The organism is Iodobacter fluviatilis (assembly GCF_004194535.1).
In the GTDB taxonomy this organism is placed as follows: domain Bacteria; phylum Pseudomonadota; class Gammaproteobacteria; order Burkholderiales; family Chitinibacteraceae; genus Iodobacter; species Iodobacter fluviatilis_A.
This window is the reverse complement of the sequence record NZ_CP025781.1, coordinates 4,042,787-4,056,938: the sequence shown is the minus strand read 5'-3', so window position 1 is coordinate 4,056,938 and position 14,152 is coordinate 4,042,787. Positions and strand designations below refer to the sequence as shown.

Sequence of the window (14,152 nt, the reverse complement as noted above, 5' to 3'; positions counted from 1 at the left end):
TATCCACTTTCAATTAATTATTTTTTTACCGCACATTGATCTTCACTACATACAAATAACAACTCTATATGCCCACCATAATCATTAATGTACGTCAGCACAAAATGATTCAATTTATTATCTTTTACAGGTAAATCTATGCTTGATTTTGGCGCAATCATAAAACCTGCAAAATCTGCAATAGACTCCTCTTTTTCTGCAAGTGCGAATTTTGTTACCGTAATATGATAGGGCGTTGGGTTTACCACCTGAAAGCCTGTAGCCACTTTATTGACCATCAATTGACTTTGCCATTCAACATCACCATGTAGAGCCATACTTTTAGGGCGATAAAACATTTTAATTTGTGTCTGCATCGCAATTTGCATTACATTTTCTTTATCGCTTTTAGGCGGTATTTCACGTAGATTAAAATAAAAAACACTTTCTCTATCCTGCGGCAAATTCGCAACTAAAGCCGTTTTTTCAATTCGAACCAAGCTTTCTGAGTCAGCCTCTAAGCGCTGCAATGGGGGTAAAACAGCAAAAGGAATATTCTCTTTTTTGTAGTCTTTATTTTCCAACCAAGCTTGCGCTAAATAGGGCAATGTCTTGCTCCCATTAAAAATTCTAAGGCTGGTTGACTTATCCTGCTCGTTATAAACTAATCGCGTTCTATCCAAACCAACGGCGGCATTAACAATCGAAGCTTGCGTGCCACATACTGCCGCAAATAAAACAAAGAATAATGATTTCATCTTATAGTTACCTTTAATTTTCATTTATTAATAGGGCACACACGTTAATGTGGCTAGACTTTGAAGGCTATATTTTTCTGCAATATAAACACGGCATTTATTATCACTCCAAGTGGCGGTAAATTCGCTATCTGAATTTATCCCAGATAAATACGCCATTCCTGCGTCACTTACCAAGCCAGCCACACGCCCCTTAACATCCACAATTTGAACCCCAAAAGGAAGATACCTACCATCTGGCAATGTAAGCGTAGTCATGAGTTTCATTCCCTGCTGTACAGATAGCTTTCTATAGCCAACCGCCCCTTCTGTTAATGTTGCATCCACAACGGGGCTTGATACTTCAACGTCATCGGCCAATTGATTCACATCCACTGCAGCGCTGGTTCGAGCATAGCTATTTACATCACCAACAACGGCCTTTCCCCAGTAATTGCTTTGCGTGCGCCCACCATTAATAGCCACCCCTCCCACGCCAGCGGTATCAAGCATCAATCTTGTGCCACCATTCACGCTTTGTTGATGCAAAGCGGCCCCTTCTGCGGTAATCGTTATCGCACTCCTAACGGTTGCAGCAGCAGACCAATACTCGCCACTTTCATGCCCCACACTCAAGGTCGTGCTCGCCATCGCTCCTTCATGGGCATAATAGCCACGTACAGATTCAGCACTACCCCTTTCTTTATCTCTTACCCCAGCACTGATTTGCCAATGATTTCCGTCGTTTTGATAATTACTATATGTAACATCATGACTATTTACGTCATTATTTCTACTTGCCGCATAATGCGCTGAAGCACCCTGCCCAATAGGTATGGACAAGTTCATTGATAGCATATTGCCACTGCTATTTTTATTTACATTCTTAGAAAAAGACAAATTAGCAGACATGCCTTTTATGAAGCCAGAATCAAACATTTTGCTAATTGACAATTGAATACGCTCTTCAGGAACAATATTCCAATAATCCTGATGAGTATAAGACGCATATACAGAGGTTTTAAAATTTGAAAAACTTTTACTGCCCGTAACGGTATACATGGACTTGCTGTTTCCAATATTTACTAGGGCTTTATTTGCTTCTAAAAACTCATTCATACTCATAAATTCACGCTGAGAAAAGCGGTAACCTGCAAAGGCAATATCACCATCAATTTCATCAAAACGTTTCGAATAATTTAGCCGATATGAATAGCCTTGACGATCGTTCTCGTTAGCTAGATTTGCAGCAGAACGCGTTACATCCAATGATAAAGCACCAAATTGATATAAATCTTGGCCAAGCCCCAATGCAACTGCATTATATTTTTCTGAAAAAATAGATCCACCGAACAAAGACCAACTATTGCTCACCCCCCACGAAAACTCACTAGAGCCAAATAATATATCCCCAGAATTGCCCGATTTATAACCAGAAGCTGACGATTTACCCAGTGCAGCCTTATACCGTACACTGCCTGGGCGTGTTAAATAAGGAATTGTTGCTGTATCTACACTAAACGTTTGAATGCTGCCATCTTGCTCAAGCACTTTCACCTGTAATTGGCCACGCACCCCACGCCCTAATTCTTGAATATTAAATGGCCCTGCAGGAACAATCGTTTCATACAAAATATTAGCATTTTGGGAAATAGTCACCTTAGCATTTGTTTTAGCAATGCCTCTTACCTCTGGTGCATAGCCTTGTAATGCAGGCGGCAACATACGATCGTCGCTACTTAGCGCGATTCCGGTATAGCGAAAAGAATCAAATAAATCCGAGCCTAGATAATTATCACCGATGACCAAAGTAGAATTGATACTTGGTAATGCTCGATAGGCATAAATACGCGACCAATTGAAACGCTCCTCAGTTTCTCCCGCAGCTTGATTACCGCCCTGAAAATCACCTCTAAAACGCCACGCCCCCAAATTGGCACCTAGCGTCCCATATACACTTAGCTTTCGCTCAATAGGCTTATTTTTAAATCTAGACTCATAAGCAGTGGCACTATAATCCAGCATCAAACTCGGCAATCCATTATCCCAAAAAGCGGGGGGAACCCAATCTGTATCAGAATACTCCATATAAGCTAAAGGAATGCCAAGTGCAATGTACCCCTCATTAATAGCGTTACGGATACTTACACCTTTCAACTCACTAAAATCAGCGCATTCACCATTATTCCAGAATGAAACTAACTTAATCGATTCATCTTTTAAGCCTAACTTAGCAAGCACATCCGCCGTAATACAGGCCTCTGCACTTTCATCTGGCAATCCGCGGGTGTGAAACATCACTGGCAATTCAGGAATTAAAAAATTATTTGATTTAATTCCTAATATATAGCGACCTGGCAAAACATAACCAACTTTAGAGAATACAGACAAATCAATATTTTCACGATCAACCGCATCTAATACGCTAATATTAAATTCTACAGCGCAACATATAGTAGGGATAAATAAAATAGTACCCAGTAGTTTTCTATTAAACACCCCATCCCCTCTTTTATAAAAAAATAGTAATATAGCAATAATTTAATATTACCAGCCAGTATGGCCCTGTATATTAGCGAGCAAAATGATGGTTAATTTAAAACCACAACAAACAACTCATAAGTAAATTAATAAATAGTGCACGAACTATTTGCATCTACACCAAAAAAACGAATAAAGCGCGCAAAAAAAAGCTCACAGCAGGTATTTAATTATCAAACAAAATAGATATGCATATTATGCGAAAGTGAAAGCCAAAGTTTAGCCAACCTCTTCACTGATAAAGAATCAAGAGTAGTGCGGCCATGGCATGGCCCAAGCAATCTAAGTATCAGTTTTAATTAAGAATGATATGAGATGGTACTGGGTGCAAAACAAAAGCATCGTTATGCACCCTTACACATAGTGCATTAACAAAATAAGCGATAATTTTTATAGTTGTTACCCACAAAAAAACCAAAGCAACATTTAATTAAAGCTAATTAATGTTCATGCAAAAATTAAGTTATGGATAATTTAATGCAAACGTCGCAGTCGCCGTAAAGTTACCTGGTTTAATATCCTCCGCACTTACCGCCGCAGTAGTAGGCTTCAAGTAAGCATTAAATTTTAAATAATTCTCACCAGGTAGCAATAGAGTTTGGGCACTGGCGGTACCCAACACCATTGGTACACCATAAGAATCGTCGATCTGAATACCCGCCCCTGAAGTACCTCCCTCAAGAGCTAACAAGCCATCGTTAGCCGGGCCACTAAACGTAATCGTTACATTCTTTTTAGTTGCATTAGTGCAATCTTCTAGCTTGATCGTGAAGTTAGATTTAAGCTTGCCATCCTTTGAAAAAATGGATTTATTTGAGATTGCGCCCATAGGGATAATTTGATTTTGTGTTGAAGCTGAAATTGAGCATGGTGCATCAATAATTGAGCCTTCAAATTTAACGGTACCAGTGCCCTCATCCGCAGCGAATACAGAGCCTGCAAACAACATCGAACACGCCATAACGGATACAATAGACTTTAACTTCATAGCATTTATTCCAAATATATTAATTAGAGATGAGTGCGTCATATACAGATAGCCATATGGCATTGACGCCACCGACAGAAACAATTTTATGCTTATTCAATTTAATCCACACGTCAGCACAGACTCAATTAAGACGAGAACATTCTTTTACTGTCGTAGGAAAAATCCTACAGCCGTCTGCAAAAAAAACCGTACCCTTTCCAATATTTAAAGAAGCACAACACATGCGCTATTTCCCACCTTGGCTGCTCTTACTGGGTGCGCTTACCGCACTTGGCCCGCTTTCCATTGATATGTATTTGCCCAGCTTTCCTGCTATTTCACATAGTTTGGGGGCCTCACCTGGCTCGGTGCAGCTGACGCTTGCCAGCTTTTTTATTGGTCTGGCCATAGGCCAGGCGATTTATGGCCCGTTTAGTGATCGATTTGGCCGTAAGCCACCGCTCTACTTTGGCCTTGTGATTTATATTCTGGCCTCTATAGGCTGCGTCTTTGTCACACATATCGATCAGCTGATTGCTCTGCGCTTTTTACAAGCGCTTGGTGGCTGCGCAGGCATGGTGGTTTCTCGGGCGGTAGTGAGGGATAGATGCAATGTGCAGGAAATGGCCAAAGCTTTCTCTACCCTGATGCTGATCATGGGGCTGGCCCCGATCTTGGCGCCGATTGTAGGAGGCTGGGTGGTCACCACACTGGGCTGGCGCGCCATTTTTGCTTTTCAAATGCTGTTTGCATTGGCTTGTTTAATTAATGTGCATTTCTTTTTTAAAGAAACGCACAACACCCAGCACAGTCCAGCACTTGAATTAGGCAAAGTTTTAAAAGGCTATGCCGCGCTGATCCGCGATAAAGCCTTTATGCGCCACACTCTAACGGGGTCACTGATTATGGGTGGCTTCTTTGGCTATATCGCCGGATCGCCCTATATTATTATCGAGTTATTCGGTGTGCCCGCCGAACACTTTGGCTGGATCTTTGGCAGCAATGCTGCGGGCTTTATTATCAGCAGCCAATTTAACGCGCGTGCACTTAAAAACCATAGCACCGCTAATCTACTCAGACATGCGCTCTATTTGCCTGCACTTTCTGGGCTTAGCCTATTTGCATTGCAAATCTTTGGCCTACTCAATTTCCCGCTACTGCTATTGGGCTTATTTGTTTTTATCACCAGCATGGGCTTTATCACCCCTAATACCTCGGCGATGGCTTTGCAGTATCAAAGCAAACAAGCGGGGCTGGCTTCTGCCCTGCTCGGTACCTTGCAATTTGGCTGCGCCACACTGGCGGGTTTGTTAATGGGCTTGTGGCACGACAACAGCGCACTTCCCTTGCTGACGCTATTGGCAGCGTGTGGCACAGGCGCATGGTTGCTTAATCGCACAGAGCCAGCTGCGGTTGTAAAGGCTTAAATATTACTCATCGTGTCGCCCGCTTGGGCGACACCTGCCTGAGGCAACGCCATACAATGCGATTGGAGAGCGGCAATAGCGGGGCAGCGCAAGCACCAAGACTCGCCCTTCTTCTTGCGGCCATTCTTTTGGCATTAAAAATACACCAGCACACCGTCAGATTCACTCGCCCAGTTGCAAGCTCACTCCCTAATGAACAGGGCGCTACCCTGATGATGGGCTTTCATTTAGAATTGATACTTTCGTATTCACCGAATACCGACCTTACACTATGAAATCAGCCGAAATCCGCCAGAAATTCCTCGACTTTTTTGCCTCTAAAGGGCACCAAGTTGTTAACTCCAGCCCACTTGTGCCAGGCAATGATCCAACCATCATGTTTACCGTGGCCGGTATGGTGCAATTTAAAGATGTGTTTTTAGGCTTTGACAAGCGCAATTACACCCGTGCCACCACCAGCCAAAAATGCTTACGCGCAGGCGGCAAGCATAACGATTTAGAAAACGTTGGCTACACCGCGCGTCACCATACTTTCTTTGAAATGCTCGGCAACTTCAGCTTTGGCGATTACTTCAAGCGTGATGCCATTCATTACGCTTGGGAATTTCTAACTGGCCCCGAATGGCTGGCCATTCCTAAAGAAAAACTGATGGTGACGATTTACGCCTCGGATGACGAAGCGTATGAAATCTGGAACCAACAGATCGGCATCCCCACGGATAAAATTATCCGCATTGGCGACAATAAAGGCGCGCCTTATGCCTCAGATAATTTCTGGGCCATGGGCGACACCGGCCCTTGTGGCCCTTGTACCGAGATTTTTTACGACCATGGCGATCATATCTGGGGTGGCCCTCCGGGTAGCGCCGACGAAGATGGCGATCGCTTCGTAGAAATCTGGAACAACGTCTTTATGCAGTTCAACCGCGATGCCGAAGGCGTGATGCACCCACTGCCGAAGCCTTCCGTGGATACGGGCATGGGCTTAGAGCGTTTATCGGCGCTACTACAAAAAGTACATACCAATTACGAAATCGATTTATTTGTGGCGCTATTACAAGCTGCGGCCAAAGAAACCGGCGTACCTTACAACCAAGATACGCCATCGCTCAAAGTGATTGCTGATCATATCCGCGCCTGTTCCTTCCTGATTGCGGATGGTGTATTGCCAAGTAATGAAGGCCGTGGTTATGTATTGCGCCGCATTATTCGCCGCGCCGTGCGCCATGGTTATAAGCTTGGCCAAAAGAGCGCTTTCTTCTACAAACTGGTGGCAACCCTTGTGGCCGAAATGGGCCATGCCTATCCAGAATTAGTACAGAAACAAGCTCAGATTGAAGACTTGCTCAAATACGAAGAAGAGCTGTTTGCCAAAACGCTAGAAAACGGCATGGCGCTGCTCGATACCGCCTTAGCGGGTGGCAAAACCATCCTAGATGGCGCAACCGCCTTCAAGCTTTCTGATACCTACGGCTTCCCTATCGATCTAACCGCAGACGTGTGCCGTGAAAAGAACGTCAGCGTAGATATGGAAGGCTTTGAGATCGCGCTCAATACCCAGCGAGCCCAATCCAAAGCGGCCGGTCAATTTAAAGCGGTAACGGGCTTGGAATACGATGGCAGCGCCAGTGTTTTTCATGGCTATACCGAGCACAGCCGTGAAGCCAAAGTATTGGCGCTGTACAAAGGCAATGAGCCAGTACAAGTGCTTAACGCTGGTGAAGCAGGCGTTGTGGTGCTTGATCACACGCCGTTTTATGCAGAATCTGGCGGCCAAGCCGGTGATGTTGGGCAGATTTTTGCCGGTAATATTTTGTTTGACGTGACTGACACGCAAAAAGTGAAATCTGATGTGTTTGGCCACCAAGGCATGCTGAGCAATGGCAGCCTAAATGTAGGCGACACCGTTACCGCCTGCATTGATCTAGCCAAACGCCAAGCCAGCCAGCGCAATCACAGCGCTACGCATTTACTGCACGCTACACTGCGTAGCGTACTTGGCACGCATGTAGAGCAAAAAGGCTCGCTGGTTACCTTTGAGCGCACCCGCTTTGACTTTAGCCAGCCTCGCCCAGTTACTCCGGCTGAAATCGCCCAAATTGAAGCATTGGTCAACGAAGAAATCATGCGCAACGATGCCGTTTCTGCTGCAGAAATGAGCTTTGATGACGCGATTGCCGCCGGTGCGATGGCCCTGTTTGGCGAAAAATACGGCGATGATGTGCGCGTATTACAAATGGGCGAGTTCTCTACCGAGCTTTGCGGTGGTACTCACGTGGGCCGCACGGGTGATATTGGCCTATTTAAAGTGGTCAGTGAAGCGGGTATTGCGGCAGGGATTCGCCGCATCGAAGCCATTACCGGCAGTGCAGCACTGGCTCTGATTCAGGCACAAGACAGCGAGATCAAAACGCTTGCAGCGATGACGCAATCCAAACCAGGCGAATTAGCAGCCAAGCTAGAAAAACTTCAGGCGGAGCTAAAATCTGCGCAAAAAGAAATTCAGGGCCTAAAAGGCCAGATGGCTTTTGCTCAGCTAGACACCTTACTGGGCGGTGGTTTGCGCACGATTAAGGGCGTGAAGTGTCTAGGCGCGATCGTTGAAGGCGCTGATGGCGCAGTCCTACGTGAAATGAGCGATAAAGTCATGGACAGGTTGCAAAGCGGCATTTCGCTACTGGCCAGCGTAAGCGATGGCAAAGTCAGCTTAATCGCCCGTGTAAGCAAAGATTTAACGGGCCGAATCAAAGCCAGTGAGCTGGTCAACTTTGTAGCGCAGCAAGTAGGCGGCAAAGGCGGCGGCAAACCTGATATGGCCCAAGCGGGCGGTACTGAGCCAGAAAACCTGAATGCGGCATTGGCAAGCATCCCAGCTTGGTTAACTGAAAAGCTGTAAGTAAAGTACAGGATGGCGTTTTTTTGCCCACGCGGTGATGCACGCTGATCCGCGTGGCGCAGCGGCCTCCTCCAATACACAATGGGCGACTCACCAGTCGCCTATTTTTTTGCTAGAAAGCTTTATTATGCAGTGCTGTCAAAAATACCTAGGCAAACGCTGACGCAAAAGACAGTGTTAAAATCAGCCTCATGCCTATCTTTCCTCTTCTCCGCCACTACGCCCTATTCTCCACCCTGCTGATCAGTGCTTGTGGCACAGCACCTATTAACAACAGTTCAAAATACCAAGTAAAAGCGGGTGATACGCTCTATAGCATTGCACGCAACCATAATTTAAGTGTGAGCGAGCTGCAGCGCCTGAATCAACTCCGCGATACCGGCATTCAAATTGGGCAGACTCTTGCGGTAAAACCCAGCCCCAAAACGACTAGCACCCCCTCCCCAAGCAACAAGCCCACACCTAGTAAGCCCAGCCCAGCTCCAGCAGCAAGCAAACCCACCCCTGCCATTAGCCTAATCTGGCCAAGCAAAGGGCCAATACTGCAAAATTACAATGGCGGCAGTAATAAGGGAATTGATATTGGGGGCGAGGCAGGCTCACCCATTTACGCAGCAGCCAGTGGCAAAGTGTCCTATGCCGGCAATGGCATACCCAGCTACGGCAATCTACTGATTATCAAACATAATCAAGACTACTTAAGCGTTTACGCTCACAATCAGCGAATCTTAGTTAAAGAAGGCGATATCATTAAACAAGGGCAGCAGGTGGCCGAGATGGGAAGCTCGGGCAGTAACAAGGTGAAATTGCATTTTGAATTACGCTTTAAAAGTAAGGCCATTAATCCAAAACCATTTTTAGCGCAATAATGCAATTAATCAGAAGGGTAAAGAAATACGTCGCCACGAAAAACACTAAACACTCAAAGTAACCAATAAACACGGGAGCTTGTTCGTGATTTTTGTGTATTTCGTGGACAAAAACAATTGAGTGCTTAAAATAAATAGCCCAAGCCAAACAAAATCACATCGGTGTCTTTGTCGTAATCTGTAACGGTTCTATTCCAAGCCACCCTTGCCCGCCAGTGCTCGCTAAAGCGATAACTTGCTGCCATGGTAACCAAGCCTGCTACAGCGTTTTTCTCTAGATCAGGGCGATTATTTCTGGACTTCTTACCTGCCGAGAAATAAGGCCCAACACCCAAGCCAACGGTAAATTTATCGTCAAAAAACCCTGGCTCATACCACGCTTGCAAGGCGACTCCGCTACGGCGCATGCGCTTGGCTTCCCCTTCCTGAATATATTCAACAGAGGCTTTCACCCCTGGTGCAAAGGTATAGCGATACTCTAAAGCCCCTGAATTAGCCGTTTCTGAGCCAAAACTATTAACGATGGTTTGCCCGTAATAGGCCACCACTTCTTGCTTGCCACGGGCACCTGGCCAACTAGGATCATCAAACGCCATGGGCGATAGCCGGTAACCCATACCCAACATAATTGAGTTGGTATCAATACTGCCCGAGGTGCTGATGTGATTGAGGCGTAGCTGGTATTGCCAATCGCTCTCGCCCTGCCAAGTGGCTTGCAGGCTGAAAATCCCGCCCCAGCCATGGTCATTTAAATAACCACGGCCATCCACCCTTTTAGGGGTGGTATCAAAATAACGATAGGGCCCTAGCCCCGCCGCCAAGGTCAGCTTTGGGTGTAAAGCTTGGGTTTTTCCCCAAAATTGAAAGGTGTGCCCATCCCGATGGTGATTATCCACATGGCCTTCATTAAGCCAAGAAAAACTGACCGCCATGTTTTCATTTAAATCATGCAAATACGACAACGTCCAAGCATAGGAGCTTTGCTCTTGCTTAGTGCTGTTCATTGCCCCTGCCAACACAGATACAGAATCTGCGTGAGCAAGTGGGGTAACCAGCGTCGCCAAAAGAACAGAAAATTTAATCCAATTACCCATATTCATCCTATTTATTCAACAAACACAGCTAAGAAAACAATCTCACTTACACAAGCTTTAATGCGTTTAAAATACCCGCAACCTACTTATAGAAGAAAACCATGCACGAACTGGAATGGGACGGCGAACATCAGGCTATTTTTAACTGGCTACAACAGCCGGACCAGTACCAATCTGGGCTTATCTGTGCGCGTGCTGGCACCGGAAAAACCACCACACTGGTTGCCGCCTATAAGCAGTTACGCAGCCAAGGGCATACGCCACTAGTGCTTACCTTTTCAAATAGTGGCCGAGACACCTTTATTAAACGCTGCCGTAGCCACTACCCCGAGCTCCCCCCACCACAAGCTTACACGTTTGACGGATATGCGCTAAGGGCATTTTCCCAGCACTCTGGCCGCTCACGCCTTAAACCACGGCGCTTACGTCCTGATACTTTAGCTAATTTAATCGACATGGCCATGCATGAAGCCATCGACGTCATTAACGCTAGCTTGCTTGAAGACGAAGTGCGCATTGCCCGCGACAGCCAGACCTTGTCCGTGCTGCTGCAGTTTATCGACGATGCGAAAGTAAGTCTGTCATTTAATACCCGCCCTTTTGCACTTTGGGGCGATTTAGATGAAGAAGAAGATGAATACGACGTAGACGATACCCTAATGCGCCTTGGTATTAGCCGCCAACGTTATCGCCTATTCAAACGCTTTGAAAACGCCCGCGAGCGCTTAGAATTTCTTGCACCGGGTGATGCGGCCTTTGATCTGCTGCGTGAACCAGAAATCATTGCCAAAGATTTAAAGCAACTGGGCATACAGTGGGTATTGGTGGATGAATTTCACGATACCAAACCCGTACATGAGCAAATACTGCGACATATACACGCTGCGGGCATCCGTATGCTTGCCGTTGGCGACGATGCGCAAGATATTTACGAATGGCGCGGCCTAGCCCCTTTTTCTGCCTTTAAAGCTTGGAAAACCCAATCGGCCCCCTTTGGCCTCTCTCGCTCATTTCGCTTTGGCCGCCCGCTGGATCAAATGGCCACCCGCCTGATTAAACCGCTGGGCAGCAAGATTGAAGTGCGCTCTAAAGCCAACCACTACACCCGCCCCAAGTTAAAAAAAGTCAGCAACGACTGCGATACCAGTGCGCTGCTTGAAGATTGGCAGGCCACTGGCCGCAACCTGAACGAGTGTGCAATCTTAGTGCGCGAAGCCGATCGCAGTAAGCCAGTAGAAGACGCACTATTTGCCGCAGGCATGGCTTACCGTATGGAGGGCAGCCGCCCTTATTTTCTGCGCCACGCAGCGCTGCTCTGCCAAGCCCTCGCCTACTTAGCGAACAGCTGCAAGGAAATAGATAGCAGTGATGTAGATGCGTTTTTAGCACTCATCCAATCTCCTGTTTGGGAAATCAGCGAAGAGCAAATTAATAATTTCCAAAAAGAGCTCATTAGCCGCGATCACGAAAACAAACCGCTCTACCGCCTAGATTGGCTACCTGATGCTTACGCTATTTTAAAAGGGCTCATCCCCGCCGATATCGCCCACTTGGCGTTTGTAAGAATAAAAGACAGCAAAACCCCGCTGGCCATTCGCCTGGATGAGCTCGTTGATCAACTTAATTTAAAACCATTAGTAGCGTTAAGCGCACCAACCGCCCGCACCGCCAAAGCACGCTTGCAACTTTTTAAAGCGCTATTAACCGACTTTGCTGCAATGGGGCCCGATGCGCTGCAAAAAGACTGGCAAAAACGCCGCCTACGCTACCAGCATTTTAATAAAAATCGCGTGGTGGTGAGTAGTGTTCAGCAAGCAAAAGGGCGCGAATGGGCACATGTGATCTTGCCACAGCTGGGGGCTTGGCAATTAAAAGATGGCCCAGACAGCGCTAATGAGCGCCGTCATTTTTATGTGGCGATCACCCGCGCCCGCGAATACCTAAGCATTTTAGGGAACGACACCAGCATTGCGCAGAGCCCGTGGTTAGCAGAAATCGGCATTAAATAAACGCCTCATCAATTTATCTAAAAAAACAATTAATCCCGCCATTTATCAAAACAGCGGGATTAATTTATTAATTAGCTATTTTAAACGAGGACACTGAAAGGCATTCGTCATAAACATACAAGCTGTTAAACTAAACCACTGCCTATTCTCCACCGCACACATGACCTTCATACTCAGCAAACGATTTCAAGGTTTAGGCTCCGCTTTTCCTTTTTTACTTCTCTGTGATGTGCTGGCGGTGTTATCCCTCACCACCGGCAACGTGGCCATTAGCTGGTGGATTGTGACCAAGGGAGGCGCTGCAGATTTATCTATTTTTGGCATGAGTGCTGCTCTGACCATGCTGATTGCGCTACCACTCCTATCTGCCCATGGAGATCGTTTCCCCAAAGCGCGCATCATGGCTTGGGGGCTGCTAGCTGCCGTGCTCACCGCGCTGGGACTGGCCCTGATGGCAAGCTTTGGTTATTACCGCATCGGCCCGATTATTCTAATTTATGCCATCGATGTCATTGCTTTTTCAATGGTGCTGCCTGCAGTCAGCAGCATTGCCGCCGATTTAACCCTGCCAGATCGCCTATCTGATGCCCTAAGCTTACAAAAAAGCGCCCAGTCTTTAGGCCGTTTAGCTGGGCCAGTGATAGGTGGCGCGGTCGTTGCGCTCAGCAATGTAGCCATTGCCCTATGGATTTACGCCGCGTTGTTATTGATTGCAGCCCTTTCGGCCTTCGCCATCCCGCCAATTAAGCCTACCAACAACCAGCGAGGCCATTGGCGCGCAGAAGTGCGTGCAGGTCTCAGCGCAAAATGGAAAATCCCCATTGATCGCAACTGGACGATTTATGCTTTCTTTTGCACGGCATTTCTTTCCCCCTCGCTAGGTATGCTGCTGCCGCTAAAGGTTCATTCCCTGCACTTGGGCGCTAACTGGTTAGGTGCAACCGAGGCGGCTTTAGGCTTGGGGATGTTGCTTGGGGCATTTTGGGGTGCGGCAAAAATAATCCACTGGCAAGGGCGTTTTAGAGCGTCTTTACTCGCCATCAGCACGGTAGCACTCTGCCTGATTGCAGTCGCATTAAGTCAGCAAGGCTGGATACTAACCCTAGGGTTTGGTATGACCGGCTTTGTGATGTCCATTAGCCAACTGGTTGGACAAACCCACCGCCAACTTGCCGTTCCTGATCATTTTCGCTCACGATTTTCTTCCGTCAATTTTATGGTGATGAATTTATCGGCCATACTGGGCCCAGCCATTGCGGGAGCCGCTTTAGGGGTTTTTGATGTAAGTACCGTCTATGCCGCTTTTGGATTTGCCTTACTCTTGGTTTCCATTTCCTTTCCGCTTGTGCCAAGCATCCAGCATTTTTTGGCCTTAGACCATCACGAAGTAAAAGGCTGGTATGGCAAACAACATCCAGAGCTATTTGGCTTAGAGCCACAAAAACAGCAGGAAATAACGCAGTCACGTTAACCGCTTTTCCCACTAAATACTTAAATACCACCGACATGCAGAGCGAACACCCCTTAAAACAGTGGGTGAGGTTAAAACCCTTGCGCATCTTACGGGGCGACCCATTTCGCGCCATTTACGCTTTTTGTAGATCACAAAATCGTTTTTTCCCTATTTATT

The 14,152-nt window shown here is 46.6% G+C and carries 9 protein-coding genes; 5 read left to right on the top strand and 4 right to left on the bottom strand.

Features of this window, described 5'->3' with window-relative positions; all coding sequences use genetic code 11:
• Positions 1-17: 17 nt before the first annotated feature.
• The 3 genes from C1H71_RS18015 to C1H71_RS18005 form a co-directional block, all read right to left on the bottom strand.
• A complete protein-coding gene (locus C1H71_RS18015; RefSeq protein WP_130107795.1) occupies positions 18-737 on the bottom strand; it encodes a fimbrial biogenesis chaperone in 720 nt (239 codons plus the stop codon).
• Between the two features lie 27 nt (positions 738-764).
• Positions 765-3,215: a fimbria/pilus outer membrane usher protein gene (locus C1H71_RS18010; protein WP_130107794.1), complete on the bottom strand. Its 2,451-nt coding sequence runs from the start codon at positions 3,213-3,215 to the stop codon at positions 765-767.
• 505 nt (positions 3,216-3,720) lie between these two features.
• Entirely contained in the window at positions 3,721-4,206 is a 486-nt protein-coding gene (locus C1H71_RS18005) for a fimbrial protein (protein ID WP_223145918.1), read from the bottom strand.
• A gap of 263 nt (positions 4,207-4,469) precedes the next feature.
• Between C1H71_RS18005 and C1H71_RS18000 the strand changes: the two genes are divergently transcribed.
• The 3 genes from C1H71_RS18000 (at position 4,470) to C1H71_RS17990 (ending at position 9,419) form a co-directional block, all read left to right on the top strand.
• Positions 4,470-5,654 (top strand): Bcr/CflA family multidrug efflux MFS transporter, encoded by a 1,185-nt coding sequence (locus C1H71_RS18000; protein WP_130107792.1) that lies wholly within the window; start codon positions 4,470-4,472, stop codon positions 5,652-5,654.
• A 271-nt stretch (positions 5,655-5,925) separates the two neighbouring features.
• Positions 5,926-8,550 (top strand): alanine--tRNA ligase, encoded by a 2,625-nt coding sequence (alaS, locus tag C1H71_RS17995; protein ID WP_130107791.1) that lies wholly within the window; start codon positions 5,926-5,928, stop codon positions 8,548-8,550.
• Between the two features lie 191 nt (positions 8,551-8,741).
• Entirely contained in the window at positions 8,742-9,419 is a 678-nt protein-coding gene (locus C1H71_RS17990; RefSeq protein ID WP_130107790.1) for a peptidoglycan DD-metalloendopeptidase family protein, read from the top strand.
• A gap of 125 nt (positions 9,420-9,544) precedes the next feature.
• Here the strand turns inward: C1H71_RS17990 and C1H71_RS17985 are convergent, their stop codons facing one another.
• Entirely contained in the window at positions 9,545-10,513 is a 969-nt protein-coding gene (locus C1H71_RS17985; RefSeq protein ID WP_130107789.1) for a hypothetical protein, read from the bottom strand.
• A 101-nt stretch (positions 10,514-10,614) separates the two neighbouring features.
• Between C1H71_RS17985 and C1H71_RS17980 the strand changes: the two genes are divergently transcribed.
• Together C1H71_RS17980 and C1H71_RS17975 are read left to right on the top strand one after the other, a co-directional pair.
• Positions 10,615-12,522, top strand: a complete 1,908-nt coding sequence (locus tag C1H71_RS17980; protein ID WP_130107788.1) for a UvrD-helicase domain-containing protein — start codon at positions 10,615-10,617, stop codon at positions 12,520-12,522.
• A 160-nt stretch (positions 12,523-12,682) separates the two neighbouring features.
• A complete protein-coding gene (locus C1H71_RS17975; protein WP_130107787.1) occupies positions 12,683-13,993 on the top strand; it encodes an MFS transporter in 1,311 nt (436 codons plus the stop codon).
• Positions 13,994-14,152 lie beyond the last annotated feature (159 nt).